Genomic DNA, 17,082 nt, shown 5'->3' with positions numbered 1-17,082 from the left:
TGTCGCGGTGTCAGTGGGTGTGGTCGTCGCCGTGCCCGCCGGCGGGCTCGCCGGCCGGCGCGCTCGGGACGGCGCCCGTTCCCGCCGTGGCGGTGAACTCGGCCGTGCGGACCTTGCCTCCGTGCTGGAAGTCCAGGTAGAGGCGGTACGCGCCGGAACTCGGCACCTCGGCGTAGAACGTGATCGCCGGTCCGGGGCGGGTCTTGCCGTCGCCCGGTTCCCCGTCCGGGTGCACGTGCAGGTAGGCGAGGTCCCGGTCGCGCAGGGCGACCAGGTGGCCGTACGCCTCCAGGTACGGCTCCAGGTCCGTGACCGGCTCGCCGTCCTTGCTCACGGTCAGGGTCAGCTTGCTCGACCTGCCGGGGATCAGCGCGCCGTCCAGCCGTACCTCGTACCCGTCGACCTTCGCGGTCTGGACGGGCCGCGGCAGCGGCTCGGGCTCGACGTTCCCGGGGGCCGTGACGTCCGTGCCCAGGGTCAGCTGCTCGGGGACGCCCTTGGGCTGGATGTCGGTGAAGAACCGGTACGTTCCGGCCTTCGGCAGCGTGAGCGGGACGGTCCAGACGCCGCCGCCGGCCTCGGCCGGGTGCAGGTGCTGGAAGCCGGACAGGTCGCGCCGCGCCACGATGAGGTGCAGCTTCTTGCCGTGCAGCGGCTGGTAGTCGGTGACCGGCTTCCCGTCCGGGCCGGTCACGGTGAACCGGAAGTCGGCCTTCTCGCCGGGCTTCACCACCGTGGTCTCGGGGGTGAGCGTGTAGCCGTCCTGGGAGACCTGGAGCCCGCCCGGAACGACCTTCTCCGTGCCCTTCTGCCCGGACTTCTCGGCACCGTGCCCGCCCTCGCCGTGCCCGCCCGCGTGCGCCTGCTCCGCCTGCACGGTGGCGCCGGTGGGGCCGGCGACGTTGCCGATCCCCACCGCGCCACCGAAGACGGCGGCAAGGCCCAGCGCGTAGGCGCCCAGCTTGCTCGCGGTGTTCATCTCATGCCTTCAGCTCGTACCCGGCCTCCTCGACGGCGGCCCGCACCCGGGCCTCGTCGAGGGGCGCGTCACTGGTCACGGTCACCTTGCCGGACTCCAGGTCCACGTCCACGGCGCTCACCCCGGAGACCTGGCCGACCTCCTCCTTGACCGAGTTGACGCAGTGGCCGCAGGTCATGCCGGCGACGGTGTAGGTGGCGGTGCTCATGGTGTCGCTCCTCTGGGTTCCCTCTGGGCTCGTACCCCTAGGGGGTATCTGACGCCCTCATGTTGGCACAAGGTCTCGTGCTCTGCAACCCCTAGGGGGTATGGGTTATTTCGCGAGCCCTGTCACAGCGCGTGGGGCGCCGCGCGCGACCCGTTCCGGCCCTTCGTTGCCGAGAAGTTATCCACATGCCCGGCACGGCCCCCGTGGACGATCTTCATAGAGTTTTGTCCGGTTATATGGCCTTCCGTCCCGCGAAAGTGCCGAACACCCGGCCTCTTCTCCCGTTGCCCACAGGGTTATCCACAGCTTTCCACAGGGATGTGGAAACCCTCCGCCCAGCCCCTGCGGACGGCCGTTCACGATCCACTGGACACCGCCGCGCCCCGGGACGCCCGGGGCGAAAAGGACTTCCGTCCCGCCCGCCCCATCCTGTTACGCTTGAAGCATGCAATACCTCTTCTTCCTCTAAGAGAGACGGCCAGGCCGCCGATCTCCGTCCCGTCGCAGCCCTGATCAAGGGCTCCGGGACGCGCGGCCCTCCACTTCCGCCGTCATCTCTCGACTTTCGGGATTCCCTCGCCGCCGCGCGCTCGACGACGCCGTGCCGGCGCGGTGAGTCCCGCATGGAGGAAGCGTGTCCACCGTCATCGTGGATCCCGCTCGTTCGCGAGCCCATCTCAACGCCACCGGCCTGCACGTCGCCCGCGGTGGCAGACCCGTACTGACCGGCGTCGACCTGACCGTCTCCCCCGGGCAGCGCCTCGGCGTCGTCGGCGAGAACGGCCGCGGCAAGAGCACGTTGCTGCAGGTCCTCGCCGGAACGCTGGCCCCCGACTCCGGGACCGTGCACCGCGCCGGCACCATCGGCGTCGCCGACCAGGAGATGCCCGCCGGCGCCGGCCGCACCGTCGGCGACCTGATCGACGTCGAACTCGCCCAGGTACGCGCCGTGCTCGCCGACTTCGAGTCGGCGACGCAGGCGCTCACCGAAGGCCGTCCGGGCGCCGAGCAGGACTACGCCGAGGCGCTGGCGGCCGCGGAGTCCATCGACGCCTGGGACGCCGACCGGCGCGTCGAGATCTCCCTCGCCGCCCTGGACGCGGTCGACGACCGGACCCGCCCGCTGGCGGGCCTGTCGGTCGGCCAGCGGTACCGGATCCGGCTGGCCTGCCTGCTCGGCGCCGGGCACGACCTGCTCCTGCTGGACGAGCCCACCAACCACCTCGACGCCTCCGGCCTGGACCACCTCACGTCCCGGCTCCGGGAGCATCCGGGCGGCGCCGTGCTGGTCAGCCACGACCGCGTCCTGCTGGCCGACGTCGTCACCGCCGTACTCGACCTCGACCCGACCCGGGACGGCCGCCCGCGCGTCTACGGCGGCGGGTACGCCGGCTACCAGGAGGGGCATCGCGCCGAACGGGAACGCTGGGAGACCGAGTACCGCGACCAGCAGGCGGAGCGCCACCGCCTCGCCCAGGACCTCAGCGCCGCCCAGAACCGCCTGTCCACCGGCTGGCGGCCCGACAAGGGAACCGGCAAGCACACGCGCGCGACCCGGGCACCCGCGCTCGTACGAGCCGTGCACCGCCGCCAGGAGCAGCTCGAAGCCCACGTCCTGGACGTCCCCGAACCGCCCCTCCGCTTCCAGGCGCCCACCCTGGGGAACTCCCTGGCGGGCCCTCTGCTCCGCGCGGAGGGGGTGTCACTCGAAGGCAGGTTCGCCGCACCGTCCCCGATCCTGCTCGGCGCCGGCGACCGCCTGGTGGTGACCGGCGCGAACGGCGCGGGCAAGTCGAGCCTCCTCGCCGTCCTGGCGGGCGTGCTGGAACCCGACACGGGGACCGTTCACCGCAAGCGGGGCGCCCGGATCCGCCTCCTGTCCCAGGAGTCGCCCGAACCCTCCGACCGGCGCGCCCACGAGGTGTACGACGCGGCCGTGAACCGCCTCGTCTCCTCCGGCGAACTCCAGGAGTCGGACCGGCTCGGCCTCGCCCAGCTCGGCCTGCTCCCCTCGTCCGCCGCGCGCCGCCCGGTGAACGAGCTGTCCATCGGCCAGCAGCGCCGCCTCGACCTGGCGATCCTCCTGGCCGCCCGCCCCCACGTCGTCCTCCTGGACGAGCCGACGAACCACCTCTCGATGACCCTGGTGGAGGAACTGACGCAGGCCCTGAGCGAAACGACCGCCGCCGTGGTCGTGGCCACCCACGACCGCCAGCTCCTACGGGACACCGCGACCTGGCCCGCGCTGCGCCTCTGACCGGCCCGCCGGGAGCGCCTTCGACCGGCACCTGCTCGAAGCGGAACTCGGCAGGCGCGGCCACGACACGGTCGCGGCCGCCCTGCCGATGTCCGATCTCCCAGAGGCCCCGGGCGGGGCCTCTGGGAGATCGGCGCGCGGGCGCCGGTCAGACGGGCTGGCCGAGGGGGCGGAGCACCACGGTGTTGACGTCGGGCTCTTCGTGGGGCCCGTGCGGCGGGTGGGAGGCCACCGCGTCTACGACGAGCGGGATCTGGAGTGGCTCCACCTGTGCACCCGGCTCCGCGCGTCCGGCATGCCCGTGACCCTGATCCGCGAGTACGCGGCGCTGGTGCGCGACGGCGCCGGGACCGTCCGGGACAGGCTCGCCCTCCTGCGCCGCCACCAGGAGCGCCTGGAGGCCAGGATCGAGGAGCTGCGGCAGTGCTCGGCCCTGGTCGCGCACAAGGTGGCCCTCTACGAGGCGCAGCTCGCCGATGACGGGCAGGACCCGTTCTGGAGCGCGCGGGGCTAGCGCGGCCACGTCAGGCCGTCATGGCCAGGGCGAGGGAGCCGATGACGGGGGCCGCGTACACCAGCGGCGCCGGGATGTGGGCGAACGAGCGCGCGCGCAGGACGGTGATCACGGCCCCGGTGAAGTAGAGCACCAGGCCGATCGCCGCGGCGACGCCGATGGCCGGGACGAACAGCCCGGCGACGAGGCCCGCGGCGCCGGCGGCCTTGGCGGTGCCGAGCCAGGGCCACCAGGAGCGCGGGACGCCGTACTGGGCCAGGGGCTCCACGACCCACTTGACGTGGAAGAAGACCGAGCCGGCGGAGAAGCCGGCCATGGCGGCGGCCAGGAGGGTGACGATCACGTAGGCGGTGGACATGTGCTGCTCCTCGCGTCGGTTTCGCGTGCTTCACCGGGTCGACCCGCCGCGGCGCACGAGTGTGACAGGCGGCCGCGAAAAAGTTCTGGCAGGGGCGTTGAGCTGGGGGGATTCGGCTGTCGGTCCCGTCGCCGATACTTGAGGCATGCCTGAACTGCCTGAGGTCGAGTCGCTGGCCGGGTTCCTGCGCGAGCACGCGGTCGGGAGCGTGGTCGCGCGGGTCGACGTGCTCGCGATCTCGGCGCTGAAGACGTACGACCCGCCGGTCACGGCGCTGGGCGGGCTGACCGTCACGGGGGTCGAGCGGTACGGGAAGTTCCTCGACGTGGACGTCGACGGGCTGCATCTCGTGATCCATCTGGCGCGGGCCGGATGGCTGCGGTGGCGGGAGGAGATGCCGATGCGGCCGGCGCGGCCGGGCGGCAAGAATCCGCTGGCGCTGCGGGTGCATCTGGACGGCGGCGCCGGGTTCGACCTGACGGAGGCGGGCACCAAGAAGGGCCTCGCGGTCTACGTCGTCCGCGATCCCCAGGAGGTGCCCGGGGTGGCGGGGCTGGGGCCGGATCCGCTGGCGGAGTCGTTCACCGCCGGGACGCTCGCGGAGATCGTCAAGGGGCGGCGGACGCAGATCAAGGGGCTGCTGCGCGACCAGAAGGTGATCGCCGGGATCGGGAACGCCTACTCCGACGAGGTGCTGCACGTCGCGAGGATGTCGCCGTTCAAGATCGCGTCATCGCTGACCGAGGCGGAGATCGGGGAGCTGTACGAGGCGATCCGCGCCACGCTCGCGGACGCGGTGGAGCGGGCCCGCGGCGTCGCGGCGCAGGACCTCAAGGGCGAGAAGAAGTCCGGGCTGCGGGTGCACGGGCGTACGGGCCAGGCGTGCCCGGTGTGCGGGGACACGATCAGGGAGGTGTCGTTCGCCGACTCCTCGCTGCAGTATTGCCCGACCTGCCAGACGGGCGGCAAGCCCCTGGCGGACCGGCGGATGTCGCGGCTGCTTAAGTGATCAGCGGACCTTGGGAACGTCGCCGAAGAGCGGGGCGACCTTGGTCCACCGGTTGAGCTCGCAGCCGTCGTCGCGGGTGAACTTGGCGCTGACCCGCTCGTTCTTCCAGGTGCCCTTGACCGTGGCGATCTCCGGACCGCCGTAGATCTTGGTGCACATCTGGTTCTCCGGAACGGGCTGGAACGGGGCCTGGGCCTTGCCGAGGGCGGTGCAGGCCTGCTCGGCCTTCGGGTGGTCGCCACCCGCGGGATCGCAGGTCAGGGTCCATTTCTTGGCGGGCGCCTGGGCCGAGGCCTTGACCTCGATCGTCAGGCTGTCCTTGCCGGAGGGCTGGACGGAGGTGGTGGCGGAGGGCTTGTCCGCGGAAGGGGTCTGGGCCTGTTCCTCGCCGCAGGCCGCCAATGACAGGATCATGGCTAGGCCGGGCGTCGTGAAAAGGAGCGTCCGATACCGCATGCGTGATTCGACGCGGGCGGGGTCCGCGCGGTTCCATGGAGGTGTGATGATTTTCGGGGACGACGTCCCGGCGGTTGACGCGAAGGACGTTCCGCAGGACGCGTACCTGCTGGATGTGCGGGAGCAGGACGAGTGGGACGCGGGGCACGCGCCCGGGGCGGTGCACATTCCGATGGGGCGGCTCAGCGACCGGGCCGGTGAGGTCCCGCGCGACCAGGAGGTCTTCGTGGTCTGCCGGTCGGGCGTGCGCTCGGCGCAGGTGACGGTGGCGCTCAACCAGGCCGGCTGGCTGGCGAAGAACGTCGACGGGGGCATGAAGCGCTGGGTGGAGAGCGGCCGCCCGATGGAGACCGACACGGGGACCGAACCCTACGTCGCCTGAGGGTTATGATCGGTTTTGACCGATTGACCGCGGGAGCTCGGGCCATGCCGGGCTGAGAGGGCGGCTTGAACGCGGCGCCGCCGACCGCATGAACCTGTCCGGGTAATGCCGGCGTAGGGAGTGTGCGTCCCGTGACGTCCGATGTCCAGTCACGCCCTCGTGAAGAGGTCCCGTTCACGCTTCTCGAACCGGCGCCGAAGGTGCTGGGCTTCTGGGACCAGAGCGCCTTCTGGGCCAACCTCGGGGTCAGCCTCTTCGCCTTCTCCGGCGCGTACACCGTGCTCGCCCCCGACGAGAACGGGACGCCGACGCTCTCGATCATGGCCGGGATCGTGGCCATGGCGGTCGGGACCGCGCTCGGCGGGCTGATGCTCGGCCTGGCGGCGGCGCCCGGCGCGCGGACGGGGCAGCCGGCGATGGTGCTGCTGCGCGGGCTGTTCGGGGCGCGGCTGTCGTACGTGCCGACCGTCCTCAACATCGCGCAGCTGATCGGCTGGGGCACGTTCGAGCTGATCGTGATCGCGGACGCGGCGACCGCGCTGTGGGACGGGATCCCGCGCTGGGCGTACGTGGTCGCCGCCGGGGCGCTGACGACCGCGCTGACGATCTGGCCGCTGGGCTCGGTGCGGATGCTGCGCCGGTACGTGACGGCCGCCGTGATGATCGCGCTGGTCTACTTCTACGTCCAGCTGCTGCGCGAGCCGCTGCCCGACCTGACCGAGGGCTCCTGGGGCGGGTTCTGGATCGGCGCGGACGCGGCGCTCGCGGTGTCGATCTCGTGGGTGCCGGTGGCGGCCGACTACACGCGGCACGCGCGCTCCGCCAAGGGCGCCTTCGGGGCCGCGGCCGTCGGCTACTCGGTGACGCAGATCATCGCGTACGTGCTGGGGCTGCTGGCGCTGGCCCTGGTCGCGGGCGATTCCGGGAAGGTGTTCGACCCGTTCCTGGGCGTGACGCTCGGGGTGCTGTTCTTCGCGGTGTTCGTGCTGCGGGAGGCGGACCAGTCGTTCGCGAACGTCTACTCCACCGCCGTCTCGATCCAGAACCTCGTGCCGCGCGCCGACCGCAGGGTCCTGACGGTCGCGCTCGGCGCCGGGATCACCGGGCTGGCGCTGCTGCTGGACATCGGGGACTACGCCGCGTTCCTGTCGCTGATCGGGTCGGTGTTCGTGCCGATGCTGGGCGTGCTGGCCGCCGACTTCTTCCTCGGCCGGGGCCGCTGGCGGGCCGCGATCGGCAGGGCGGACGTGTCCGGGCTCGGCTGGGACGTCTCCCGCCGGGCCCCCGCCCGCTGGGGCATGATCGCCGCCTGGGCGGTCGGGTTCGTCGCGTACCAGCTGATCTACCCGGGCGCGGTGAGCCGGTGGGCGGCGTTCTGGCGGGACGTGCAGGGCCTGATCGGCTTCACCCCGCAGGGCTGGATGAGCGCCTCGCTGCTGTCGTTCCTGATCGCCGGGCTGGCCGCGGTGGCGATCGGACGGCTCGGCGCCGGCCGCCGTTCGCCGCGTGACGCGGGGTGACACGCCGGTTTCCTGGCGCTGACGTGGTGTTCTTCCGGTAAAGGGACCCCTATCGTGGGAACTTTTCCACGGTGGTTGCCCGGCGGCGGCCCAGGGCTCGGTGGCACGATGACAGGCGTGCGGATGGACGTTCACGACCCGATCGCCCGTGCCGTCATCGAATGCGCCGCGGACGCGATCGTGGCCGTCGACGACGGTCTGCGGGTCACGGTGTGGAACCCGGCGGCCGAGCGGATGTTCGGCTGGCGCGCCGACGAGCTGCTCGGGCGGGTGCTGCCGATCGTTCCGGACGAGCTCAAGGCCGAGCACAACGCCGTCCAGGAGCGGCTGCTGACCCGGCGCACCGGCGAGGGCGGCCAGATCTCGATCGCCACCCGCCGGTTCCACCGCGACGGGCGGCTGATCGACGTGCGGATCGACAACAGCCTGCTCCAGTCGCGCGACGGCGAGCCGCTCGGCTGGGTCGGGGTCTACCACCCGGTCGAGGAGGACGAGGTCGCGCAGCACCACATGGCCGAGCGGGCCCGGCTGGTGCGCCGCCTGAACGACATCGTCGCCGACCTGAACGCCGAGCTCGACCTGGGCGTCGTGCTCGACCGGATCACCGCCGCGCTGATCGAGCTGACCGGCGCGGACGCGGGCGGGTTCGTCCGGATCGAGGGCGACCGGCTGCGGCTGGTGAACGTGTCCGGGCTGCCCGAGCGCATGCTGGGCACCACCGCCGACCTGCGGTCCAGCCTGGTCGGCGAGCTGATGAGATCCGGCAAGACGGTCAAGCTGGCCACCGGCGCGCGCCGGCTCGACGACCTGATCTGGTCCGAGCTGGACGGCCTGCACACGGTCGCGCTCGGGCTCTCGTTCCTGCAGAACAAGCCGTACGGCGCCCTGTACGCCCTGTTCTCCGGCCGCAGGATCGGCCACACCGAGCTGGAGCTGCTGGAGCTGCTGGCCGGGCACGCCGGGGTCGCGGTGGGCAACGCCGTCGCGTACGCCGAGGTCGTCCGGCAGCGGGCGCACGAGCGGGCGGTGATCGACTCCAGCGCGGACGGTATCGCGGTGCTCGACCGCGACGGCCTCGTCCGGCAGTGGAACCCGGCCGCGTCCGCCCTGACGGGGATCCCGCCCGACGAGGCGGTGGGCCGGCCGCTGCCGTTCGAGCTGCCCGCGCTCGGCGAGATGCTCACCATCCCGCTGGAGACGGGCGTCTGGCTGAACGTGCTGGTCGCGGAGATCGAGGAGACCGACGAGCTGGTGGTCGACTTCCGCGACGTGACCGAGGCCAAGGCGCTGGAGGAGGCCAAGGACCTCTTCCTCGCCACGACCAGCCACGAGCTGCGGACGCCGGTGACGGTCGTCCAGGGGTTCGCCAGCACGCTGACCAACCGGTGGGACGAGCTGGCCGACGCCGACCGGCGGGCCGCGGTCGCGACGATCGCCGAACGCGCCCAGTCGCTCGGCCGGCTGGTCGAGCACCTGCTGCGCGGCGCCCGTGCCGGGGCCGACGAGCTGGCCGTCACGATCGAGACGTTCGACCTGGTCAAGGTGCTGGAGGGCGTGGTCGCGGGGTTCCGCTCGCTGTCGGACCTGCACCGCGTCGAGCTGGAGATCGAGCCCGGCCTGCCGCCGGCCCGCGGGGACGCGCTGGCCACCGACATCGTGCTGGGGCAGCTGCTGGAGAACGCGTTCAAGTACTCCCCGGACGGCGGCGAGGTCCGCGTCCGGGCCCGCTGCGAGGGCGGCGAGCTCGAGATCACGGTGGCGGACGAGGGGATCGGGATCGCGCCCGGCGACCATGACCGGATCTTCGAGCGGTTCGTGCAGGGGGAGGCCGGGGACCGGCGCCGTTTCGGCGGCATCGGACTCGGTCTCTACATTGTGAAACGCCTCACAGAGGCGCAGGGCGGCCGGATCTCCGCGCATCCCGCCCGGACGGACGGCGCCCGTACCGGCACCCGGATGTGCCTGCGTCTCAGGGTCGCCGACTGAGATCGCCCGTACACCGGCCGTGACCTGCGGATCCAAAACGTGATCATTGCGTGAGGCCGCGCCACTGGAACGTTCCGGCTGCGCCAGTGTGACGGACGAAACGTACGCGTGAGGAGTAATCCGCCGTTGGCTGGATAGATCCCTAGATGTTCGCGGTCGGGGAGGAGCCCGCGAGGCTCGTTCCGCACGGGCGATGGTGGCCGTGACCGGAGGGTCAGTCGCTCGTTGAGCGGGGGACAGGGTGTTGCGCCAAGGTTTCTGGATGGCCACATTCGGGCATTTCGGTCGTACCAGCAGGCCACAGGTTCGCGGGAGGTGAGGGCGTCGAGCGTCGTACTGCTGCCACACGCGCCGTCCAGCGTCGCGGTCGCCCGCAGGCGCCTGAGCGCCGACCTGGTCGCCTCGGGCGTCTTCGAGGGCATCGTCGACGACGCCAGCGTCATCGTCAGCGAACTCCTCAGCAACGCGCTGCGCCACGCGCGCCCGCTGCCGTCCGGGCAGATCCGCCTCACCTGGACCCGTGACGGCGACCGCCTCGAACTCGCCGTCAGCGACGGCGGCGCCATGACCGAACCCCGACGCGGCCCCGGCACCCTCTCCTCGCTCGGCGGCCGCGGCCTCGGCATCGTCGAGGCCCTCGCCGAAGGCTGGGGCGTCCGCCACGACGGCGACTCCACCACCGTCTGGGCCGTCCTCCGCGCCCCCAAGGCCGGCGCCGAGGAATCCCCGTCCGACGTCCTGGCCCGCTTCGCCGACTTCGGCGACCTCACCGACGACTGGCGCGAACCCACCCCGTCCACCAGGGCATATCCGGCTTAACGGCCAAGTCCGGACCCCGCCTGTCGCGCACCGTTCATCCCCATGTATGGTCCTCTTCAAGCTCGGGCGCTGTCGTGCCCCCGTCGACACCGCCCGAGCGCCAACTTTTGATTTTTTGCCCTTGGCGTCGGGCGTTGGACGCCCTCCTTCGGCGGGCAAAAGCGGCGATCGCTGCATCGCTCCGTCTCGCCTTGACGGCTCGCTGCGCGATCAGATTCTCGCTTGCGCTCGAATCTGGCCTTCGGACGCGATCGCAACGCCTCCGGTCCCCGCAACCTCAGCAGGCCGCCTGAGGTCGGCGGAAAGGCTCCTGCGGGAGCAGTGTCGTCGGTTGTGCCCATTACGCCCTTAGTAGAGGACAGGACATGCAGCGGGGGCCTCCTCGGCCGGTGCCCAGTTCGCTGCCTGTAATGCGGATCACCTCGATGCCCGCGGCCTCTAGCTGGGCGTTGGTCTCTATGTTGCGTTCGTAGGCGACGGCCAGGCGGGGGGCTATGGCCAGGGTGTTGTTGCCGTCGTCCCACTGTTCGCGTTCGGCGGTGACCGGGTCCAGGCCGGTGTCGATGACCTTGAGGCGGTCCAGGCCCATCGCGTCGGCGGCGGCCTCCAGGAACGGGCGCGGGCCGTGTACGCGCAGGTCGCCGTTCTCGGCGGTGACTTTGTACGCGGTGAGGGAGTACGCGACGGGCGGGTACATCACGACCGTGTCGACGTCGACCATGGTGCAGACGGTGTCGAGGTGCATGGTCGCGCGTTCCTGGGCGATCGGCACGGCCAGGACGGTGTGCGCGAGTCCGGCGTCGAAGACGCGGCGGGCGAGGCGCTCCACGCCGGCGGGGGTGGTGCGTTCGCCCGTTCCGACGGCCAGGACGCCGGGGGACAGCAGGAGGATGTCGCCGCCCTCCACGTGCTCCAGGGACGGGTCGTAGATCGGTTCGGTGCCGGCGAAGCGCGGGTGGTGGGCGTAGATCAGGCCGGTGAGCTCCGCCTCGCGGCGGCGGGCGTCCATGGCGAGGCTGGTCACCGCGACGCGGTCGCCGATCCAGGCGCTGTTGTCGCGGGTGAACAGCAGGCCCGGGAGCGGGTCGATGATGAAGTCGAGGCGGTCCATGAGGCGGTAGACGAGGCCGTGGGCGCCCTTCAGCTCCTCGTGGGCCAGGCCCGCGATCAGTACGTGGGCCAGGATCTCGGGGTCGAGGTCCTCCAGGTAGTCCCGCACGACGCGGCGCAGCTGGTCCCCCCAGCGGCCGTCGCAGGTCACCCCGGCGATCGCGGCCTGGCGCGCCTCCCCGTACTCCAGGGCCTCCTGGAGCAGCTCCGTCACGTAGAGGACCTCGACGCCCCGGTCGCGCAGCGCCTGGGCGAACGCGTCGTGCTCCTCCTGCGCCCGGCCCACCCACGGGATGGCGTCGAACAGGAGCTTGTCGCTGTTGCGCGGGGTGAGCCGCTTGAGCTCCGCGCCGGGACGGTGCAGCAGTACGGTGCGCAGCCGGCCGACCTCGCTGGTGACCAGGTGCTCGTGAGCCGTCATCTCCGTCACAACCGCCAGTCTAAGTCGCCGTTGAGCAGGGTGATCTAGGCTGTGCCATGCCCGAAAGGCTGCCGGTTCATCTTGCCTCCGCCACGTTGTTACGGATTTCTGCCGAGGGTGCGGCCACCGCGCTCGTGCTGACCGTCCAGGCCCGTACGGGACGGGCGGCGGACGCCGGGTTCCTGCAAACCGCGCTGACCTTGCCGTACGTGCTGAGCGGGCCGGTGATCGGCCATCTGCTCGATCGTGCGGCACGGCCTCGGGTGCCCGCTCTGCTGCTGGCCGCCGGGTACGCGGTGGCGACCGTGGTGCTGTTCCTGGTCGCGGGGCGTTCGCCGCTGATCCTGGCTCTGATGGTGGCGGCGGTCGTGGGGTGCACGGAGCCGATCGTGGTGGCGCTGACCAGCATGCTGCCGCGCTTCGTTCCGGCCGAGCGGCTCACCCGCGCGTACGGGCTGGAGGCTTCGAGCTACAGCGTCGCCGCGATCGCCGGGCCTGGGCTGGCCGCCGCGATCGCCGCGTACGCGGGGGGTTCTCTTTCCGGAGCCGCGATCGTCGCGGCGGCAGGGGCGGGCGCGGTCGTACTGGCTCTGCTCCGGCTTCCGGGGCCGGGAAACGAGCCGGAGCGGACCGGCTTGCGCGATGTGGTGGTCGGTGGGCTGCACGTGCTGGCCGCCAACCGCGTGCTGCGGGCGCTGACCGTGGCGACGACGTTCGGCTGGCTGGGGTTCGGCGGGGTCGCCGTCACCGCCGTGCTGTTCGCGGAGCACATCGGCGCCGACGCGAGCGCGGGCGGGCGGCTGCTGGTCGCGTTCGCGGTCGGGTCCCTGATCGGCTCGCTCGCCTCGTCCCGGTGGCTGAAGGCCCGTTTCGCGGAACGGGTCGTGTTCGGCGGGCTGGTCGCGTTCGGCGGCTCGGTCGCGCTCGTGTGCCTGGCGCCCTCGCTGCCGTGGGCGCTGGCGTGCTTCCTGCTGGTCGGGATCGTGGAGGGGCCCGTCTTCACCGCCACGCTGATGCTCCGGCAGCGGGAGTCGCCGCCGGACCGGCTCGGCCAGGTCAACACCACCGGCGGCAGCCTCAAGATCGGCGGCTCGGCGGTCGGCGCCGCGCTGACCGGCGTGTTCGCGGACGAGATCGGGCCCGTGGGGCTGCTGCTGGCCATCGCCGCCTGCCAGTTGATCGGCGCCCTGGCCGGCCTGCTGACCCTCTTCAGTAGGACCGGACGCGGGTGGGTTTGACCCGGATCGCGGTGGAGAGCTCGGTGAACGCCTCGTCGGGCGTCATGCCCGCGCCGTTCATCGCGTCCAGGTGCTTGTCCAGGTAGGCGGACACCTCGTCCTCGGTCAGCGGTGCGCGGCCGCCGGGCGGCGCGGGATCGAGTTCGGCGACGCCCTCGATGGTGAGGACGCTGTGCTGCTCGTCGGCCGTGTCGAGGTCGAGGTGCAGCGCGACCCGGGGATTGCCGCGCAGGTTGCGGACCTTGGGGGCCGCGGGGGCGCTGATGATCAGGAACGTGGACCCGTCCCACACGTACCCGACCGGTGACGTCTGCGGTCGCCCGTCCGAAGTGACGGTCGTCAACCAGACCACCGTGTTCCCGCGCAGTCGCTCCTCGGCCCGGACGGCCCGTTCGTCTTTGAGATCAGGAAGCATGACACCACCGTAAGCCGTTCGATGGTGTCTGTCACGGGACGGGAGCCCTGGAGTCGGCCGTTTCGCCCGTGCGGGGTCACGGGGATGCGCGGCCGGGGCAGGTCTTCTCGTCGGGGAGTAGTGGGCGGATGAAGATCGAGTAGTGGTGCGGACCGCTCTGCCAGGTGGTGTACGGCGGGGTGCTCACTTCGGCGATCCTCTGCGCGTCCTGGCCGGTGAGGAGGGTGCAGGGCTCCTTGAGGGGGCTCAGGGGCCAGGGGCGGACCTGGCCGTCGGGGTGGGAGACGCGGGTCGTGACGGCCGCGATCCGTTCCGGGCGGTACGTGGCCGTGGGGCGGGTCAGGTCCTCGCGGGGGACGGCGCGGAGCCGGTCGGCGAGGCGGTCGATCAGGTGGACGCGCGGGCCGCCGGCACCGGCGCTGATCTTCGTCGTACGGTGCCGGCCGCCGGCGAGGAGGGTGACGACCGTCGAGCCGCCGTCCAGGACCTGCTCGTCCGGATCGTGCTCGCGGGCGGTGGCGAGGCCGGCGACGCGGGCGTCGCGGTGGAACCTCTCGTACGCGGCGCGGGTGAGGTACTGGTCGCGGGTGACCCCGCGGGGCGGGCGCTGGGAGAGATCGGTCTTCGTGGTGATGAGGCGGCCGTCTCCGTACAGGGAGATCTGGGGGGCGGGCAGGTGCGCGGGGGACCTGGCCATGCCGGGCACGAAGTGGAAGCGCAGGACGAGCGCGTCCGGATCGCGGGGGGCGTCCGGGGTCCACCACAGGTGGTGGTGGCCGAGGCCGAGGAGGCCGGTCAGCAGGAAGATCGCGATGGCTCCGGACATGACCGCGCGGCGCATGGCGCGTTGGACGGGACGGCGCCACGGCCGGTTCCCGAATAAATCGGTCGACTTCCGGTGATCCGGTTCGTACTCTCGGGGCATGTTCCTCGCAGCCGGCACCCGGACGCTCGCAGAGTTCGCTCTGCTGAGCGCGGTGCCGGCTGCCTTCCTCGAGGCAGCGGACGCGACCGCCACCGGCGGCGCGCGAAGCTGACCCCTCTCCGTCCCGTCTCCGGAGAACCAGCGGAGGGGGGTGGTCCAGAGACCCGCGGAATACCCGCGGGGGGTTCTCACGTTCCGTACGGACCCTAGTGAGGACACATCATGGCCAAGCAGCTGTTCGAGCGCGGCAAGCCGCATCTCAACATCGGCACGATGGGGCACGTCGACCACGGCAAGACCACGCTCACCGCGGCGATCACCAAGGTGCTCGCCGAGCGCGGGCTGGCGGCCGCCGTGCCGTTCGAGGGGATCGACCGCGCCCCCGAGGAGCGGGACCGCGGGATCACCATCAACATCGCGCACGTGCACTACGAGACCGCGACCAGGCACTACGCCCATGTCGACATGCCCGGCCACGCCGACTACGTGAAGAACATGATCACGGGGGCGGCCCAGGTGGACGGGGCGATCCTGGTGATCTCGGCGCTGGACGGCGCGATGCCGCAGACGCGCGAGCACATCGTGCTCGCCAGGCAGGTCGGCGTGCGGCACATCGTCGTCGCGATCAACAAGGCGGACGCGGTGGAGGACGCGGAGATCCTCGACCTGATCGAGCTGGAGGTCCGGGAGCTGCTCTCCGAGTACGGGTTCCCCGGCGACGAGATACCGGTCGTCCGGGTGTCGGGGCTCAAGGCGCTGGAGGGCGACCCGTACTGGACGGCCCGGATCGGCGACCTGCTCGACGCGGTCGACGCGTACGTGCCGGTGCCGGAGCGGCTCGTCGCGGGGCCGTTCCTGATGCCGGTCGAGAACGTGCTCACCATCACCGGGCGCGGCACGGTCGTGACCGGCGTGGTGGCGCAGGGCTCGATCCGGGTCGGGGACGCCGTCGAGGTCGTCGGGCTCGGCGACACGTTCGGCTCCGTGGCGACGGGGCTGGAGACGTTCGGGCAGACGATGGACCACGCCGAGGCCGGGGACAACACCGCGATGCTGCTGCGCGGCGTCAAGCGGGACCAGATCCGGCGCGGCCAGGTGATCAGCGCCCCGGGCAGCATCCGGCCGCACGCGCGGTTCCGGGCGCGGGTCCGGGTGCTGACCGCGGCGGAGGGCGGCCGGAGCAGGCCGTTCTTCCACGGCTACCGGCCGCAGTTCCACTTCCGCACGACCGACGTGCCGGGCGCGGTGGACCTCGGCGGCGAGCGCGAGATGGCGCTGCCGGGCGACACCGTCGAGATGGCGGTCGAGCTCGGCAAGCCGGTCGCGATGGCCGAGGGGCTCGGCTTCGCGATCCGTGAGGGCGGCCGCACGGTCGGCGCCGGCACGGTCACCGGCCTGCTCGACTAGGGAAGGGCCCGGCGGGATGTCCCGCCGGGCCCTTTCTGGGAAACTACCGAGTACTTCGGGTGTTCACGTGGCGAAGTGGATCTTGTTGTGGTGGGATTCCGCTGATTCCCCCGCTGTTCCACTTTCATCCTGGAGAACGAGTGCGAGCCCCGCGCGCCCTGATCCCCCTCCTCGCCGTCTGCGGCGCCGCCGCGGTGGTCGCCACCGCCGGCGCAGGCGCCGCCATCGAGCTGGACCCCGACGCCCGCGGCCCCGCCCTGGCCGACGCCGCCGAGGAGGTCCCGCCCGCCACGGTCAACGCGATGACCTGGAACGTCTGCGGCGACACCGGCTGCCCGCTCGGTACGCGGCCCGACGAGCTGGTCAAGGAGATCTCGCAGCGGACGGCGAGCAACGAGGTCGGCGGCCGCCGGGTCCGGATGAACGCGGTCCTGCTCCAGGAGGTCTGCTCCGGGCACGTCGACACGCTGCGCAAGAGCGGCGCTCTCCGGTCGTGGAGCTGGACGTTCGCCCCGATGCGTTCGGGCGGCGCGAAGCGGACCTGCGCCAACGGCCAGGGCGAGTACGGCGTGGCCGTCGGTGCCGAGTCCGCCCTGTCCGAGATCGAGGAGAAGAGGCTGCCCTCGCCGGACCGGCACGGCCGCTCCGCCGTCTGCGGGACGGTGGCCGCCTGGCAGACGCGGCTGTGCAGCGTCCAGCTGAGCTCGGCGCAGCCGGACGACGACCCGGGCGGCGCCTGGCGCGGCAAGCAGATCGGCGAGCTGGCCGGGTTCGCCGAGGAGAGCCGCGTGATCGTCGGTGGCGACTTCACCGAACGGCCCGAGTCCCCCGCCCTCGACCCCCTCTACCGCGACTTCGCCGAGTGCGACCAGGGGCCGGGCGAGTCCCGTACCGGCGCGCTGACCCAGCAGGGCCCGGGCGGCACCGCCGTCGCCAAGACCAGCTACCTGTTCATCTCCAAGGAGGCGGGCGCGTCCTGCGGCGTCTCCTCGGCGCCCGTCGCGGCCTCCGACCACCGGCCGCTGGCCGCCGCCGTGCGGTTCCGCTGACCCGGCGCCCGCGGCGTGCCGGACGTCCG

Annotated in this window: 17 protein-coding genes and 1 riboswitch; of the genes, 10 read left to right on the top strand and 7 right to left on the bottom strand. The window is 72.1% G+C overall.

Annotation, left to right across the window (positions count from 1 at the left end):
* Positions 1–10: 10 nt before the first annotated feature.
* Both AB0881_RS19765 and AB0881_RS19760 read right to left on the bottom strand, forming a co-directional pair.
* Positions 11–979: a hypothetical protein gene (locus tag AB0881_RS19765; protein WP_366618486.1), complete on the bottom strand. Its 969-nt coding sequence runs from the start codon at positions 977–979 to the stop codon at positions 11–13.
* A gap of 1 nt (position 980) precedes the next feature.
* The gene (locus tag AB0881_RS19760; RefSeq protein ID WP_366618484.1) at positions 981–1,187 is read right to left on the bottom strand and encodes a heavy-metal-associated domain-containing protein; all 207 of its coding nucleotides are present in this window, start codon (positions 1,185–1,187) and stop codon (positions 981–983) included.
* Positions 1,188–1,821: 634 nt separating this feature from the next.
* On the opposite strand from AB0881_RS19760, the gene AB0881_RS19755 reads away from it, so the two are divergent.
* The gene (locus tag AB0881_RS19755; RefSeq protein ID WP_366618482.1) at positions 1,822–3,444 is read left to right on the top strand and encodes an ABC-F family ATP-binding cassette domain-containing protein; all 1,623 of its coding nucleotides are present in this window, start codon (positions 1,822–1,824) and stop codon (positions 3,442–3,444) included.
* Positions 3,445–3,532: 88 nt separating this feature from the next.
* Positions 3,533–3,958, top strand: a complete 426-nt coding sequence (locus AB0881_RS19750; RefSeq protein WP_366618480.1) for a MerR family transcriptional regulator — start codon at positions 3,533–3,535, stop codon at positions 3,956–3,958.
* Between the two features lie 10 nt (positions 3,959–3,968).
* On the opposite strand, the gene AB0881_RS19745 is transcribed toward AB0881_RS19750, so the two are convergent.
* On the bottom strand, positions 3,969–4,316 hold the full coding sequence (locus tag AB0881_RS19745; protein ID WP_366618478.1) for a DoxX family protein: 348 nt from the start codon (positions 4,314–4,316) through the stop codon (positions 3,969–3,971).
* A gap of 145 nt (positions 4,317–4,461) precedes the next feature.
* On the opposite strand from AB0881_RS19745, the gene AB0881_RS19740 reads away from it, so the two are divergent.
* The gene (locus AB0881_RS19740; protein ID WP_366618476.1) at positions 4,462–5,325 is read left to right on the top strand and encodes a DNA-formamidopyrimidine glycosylase family protein; all 864 of its coding nucleotides are present in this window, start codon (positions 4,462–4,464) and stop codon (positions 5,323–5,325) included.
* Here AB0881_RS19740 and AB0881_RS19735 read toward each other — a convergent pair whose 3' ends face one another.
* On the bottom strand, positions 5,326–5,739 hold the full coding sequence (locus AB0881_RS19735; protein ID WP_366618474.1) for an SSI family serine proteinase inhibitor: 414 nt from the start codon (positions 5,737–5,739) through the stop codon (positions 5,326–5,328).
* A gap of 91 nt (positions 5,740–5,830) precedes the next feature.
* On the opposite strand from AB0881_RS19735, the gene AB0881_RS19730 reads away from it, so the two are divergent.
* The 4 genes from AB0881_RS19730 to AB0881_RS19715 all read left to right on the top strand — a co-directional run bounded on the left by AB0881_RS19730 (position 5,831) and on the right by AB0881_RS19715 (position 10,488).
* Positions 5,831–6,163, top strand: a complete 333-nt coding sequence (locus AB0881_RS19730) for a rhodanese-like domain-containing protein (RefSeq protein ID WP_366618658.1) — start codon at positions 5,831–5,833, stop codon at positions 6,161–6,163.
* Between the two features lie 19 nt (positions 6,164–6,182).
* Positions 6,183–6,301: riboswitch (TPP riboswitch) on the top strand.
* A complete protein-coding gene (locus AB0881_RS19725) occupies positions 6,295–7,683 on the top strand; it encodes a cytosine permease (protein ID WP_366618472.1) in 1,389 nt (462 codons plus the stop codon). Its footprint overlaps the riboswitch before it by 7 nt.
* A 123-nt stretch (positions 7,684–7,806) precedes the next feature.
* Positions 7,807–9,669, top strand: a complete 1,863-nt coding sequence (locus AB0881_RS19720) for a PAS domain-containing protein (protein WP_366618656.1) — start codon at positions 7,807–7,809, stop codon at positions 9,667–9,669.
* 315 nt (positions 9,670–9,984) lie between these two features.
* Positions 9,985–10,488 (top strand): ATP-binding protein, encoded by a 504-nt coding sequence (locus AB0881_RS19715; RefSeq protein WP_366618470.1) that lies wholly within the window; start codon positions 9,985–9,987, stop codon positions 10,486–10,488.
* Between the two features lie 340 nt (positions 10,489–10,828).
* Here the strand turns inward: AB0881_RS19715 and AB0881_RS19710 are convergent, their stop codons facing one another.
* Positions 10,829–12,019 (bottom strand): arginine deiminase, encoded by a 1,191-nt coding sequence (locus tag AB0881_RS19710; protein WP_366618654.1) that lies wholly within the window; start codon positions 12,017–12,019, stop codon positions 10,829–10,831.
* A gap of 95 nt (positions 12,020–12,114) precedes the next feature.
* On the opposite strand from AB0881_RS19710, the gene AB0881_RS19705 reads away from it, so the two are divergent.
* Positions 12,115–13,257: an MFS transporter gene (locus AB0881_RS19705; protein WP_366618468.1), complete on the top strand. Its 1,143-nt coding sequence runs from the start codon at positions 12,115–12,117 to the stop codon at positions 13,255–13,257.
* On the opposite strand, the gene AB0881_RS19700 is transcribed toward AB0881_RS19705, so the two are convergent.
* Both AB0881_RS19700 and AB0881_RS19695 read right to left on the bottom strand, forming a co-directional pair.
* Entirely contained in the window at positions 13,229–13,672 is a 444-nt protein-coding gene (locus AB0881_RS19700) for a nitroreductase/quinone reductase family protein (RefSeq protein WP_366618466.1), read from the bottom strand. The two genes, AB0881_RS19705 and AB0881_RS19700, sit on opposite strands and share 29 nt — an antisense overlap.
* Before the next feature lie 76 nt (positions 13,673–13,748).
* Positions 13,749–14,498 (bottom strand): hypothetical protein, encoded by a 750-nt coding sequence (locus AB0881_RS19695; protein ID WP_366618464.1) that lies wholly within the window; start codon positions 14,496–14,498, stop codon positions 13,749–13,751.
* A 321-nt stretch (positions 14,499–14,819) separates the two neighbouring features.
* On the opposite strand from AB0881_RS19695, the gene tuf reads away from it, so the two are divergent.
* Both tuf and AB0881_RS19685 read left to right on the top strand, forming a co-directional pair.
* Complete coding sequence (tuf, locus tag AB0881_RS19690; protein WP_366618462.1) at positions 14,820–16,004, top strand: elongation factor Tu; 1,185 nt, start codon at positions 14,820–14,822, stop codon at positions 16,002–16,004.
* 140 nt (positions 16,005–16,144) lie between these two features.
* Positions 16,145–17,053 carry an endonuclease/exonuclease/phosphatase family protein gene (locus AB0881_RS19685; RefSeq protein WP_366618460.1) on the top strand — a complete coding sequence of 303 codons (909 nt, stop codon included), beginning with the start codon at positions 16,145–16,147 and terminating at the stop codon, positions 17,051–17,053.
* The last annotated feature ends 29 nt before the right edge of the window (positions 17,054–17,082 follow it).

This window comes from Spirillospora sp. NPDC029432 (assembly GCF_040703975.1).
Lineage (GTDB): Bacteria > Actinomycetota > Actinomycetes > Streptosporangiales > Streptosporangiaceae > Spirillospora.
The sequence above is the reverse complement of the archived record's forward strand: the minus strand, read 5'-3'. Positions and strand labels throughout refer to the sequence as shown.

What these genes read in the sequence shown, in the direction of transcription:
- AB0881_RS19765 (WP_366618486.1), bottom strand. Translation starts at nt 979, where the DNA reads ATGAACACCGCGAGCAAGCTGGGCGCCTACGCGCTGGGCCTTGCCGCC.
- AB0881_RS19760 (WP_366618484.1), bottom strand. Translation starts at nt 1,187, where the DNA reads ATGAGCACCGCCACCTACACCGTCGCCGGCATGACCTGCGGCCACTGC.
- AB0881_RS19750 (WP_366618480.1), top strand. Translation starts at nt 3,533, where the DNA reads ATGTCCGATCTCCCAGAGGCCCCGGGCGGGGCCTCTGGGAGATCGGCG.
- AB0881_RS19745 (WP_366618478.1), bottom strand. Translation starts at nt 4,316, where the DNA reads ATGTCCACCGCCTACGTGATCGTCACCCTCCTGGCCGCCGCCATGGCC.
- AB0881_RS19740 (WP_366618476.1), top strand. Translation starts at nt 4,462, where the DNA reads ATGCCTGAACTGCCTGAGGTCGAGTCGCTGGCCGGGTTCCTGCGCGAG.
- AB0881_RS19735 (WP_366618474.1), bottom strand. Translation starts at nt 5,739, where the DNA reads ATGATCCTGTCATTGGCGGCCTGCGGCGAGGAACAGGCCCAGACCCCT.
- AB0881_RS19720 (WP_366618656.1), top strand. Translation starts at nt 7,807, where the DNA reads ATGGACGTTCACGACCCGATCGCCCGTGCCGTCATCGAATGCGCCGCG.
- AB0881_RS19710 (WP_366618654.1), bottom strand. Translation starts at nt 12,019, where the DNA reads ATGACGGCTCACGAGCACCTGGTCACCAGCGAGGTCGGCCGGCTGCGC.
- AB0881_RS19700 (WP_366618466.1), bottom strand. Translation starts at nt 13,672, where the DNA reads ATGCTTCCTGATCTCAAAGACGAACGGGCCGTCCGGGCCGAGGAGCGA.
- AB0881_RS19695 (WP_366618464.1), bottom strand. Translation starts at nt 14,498, where the DNA reads ATGTCCGGAGCCATCGCGATCTTCCTGCTGACCGGCCTCCTCGGCCTC.
- tuf (WP_366618462.1), top strand. Translation starts at nt 14,820, where the DNA reads ATGGCCAAGCAGCTGTTCGAGCGCGGCAAGCCGCATCTCAACATCGGC.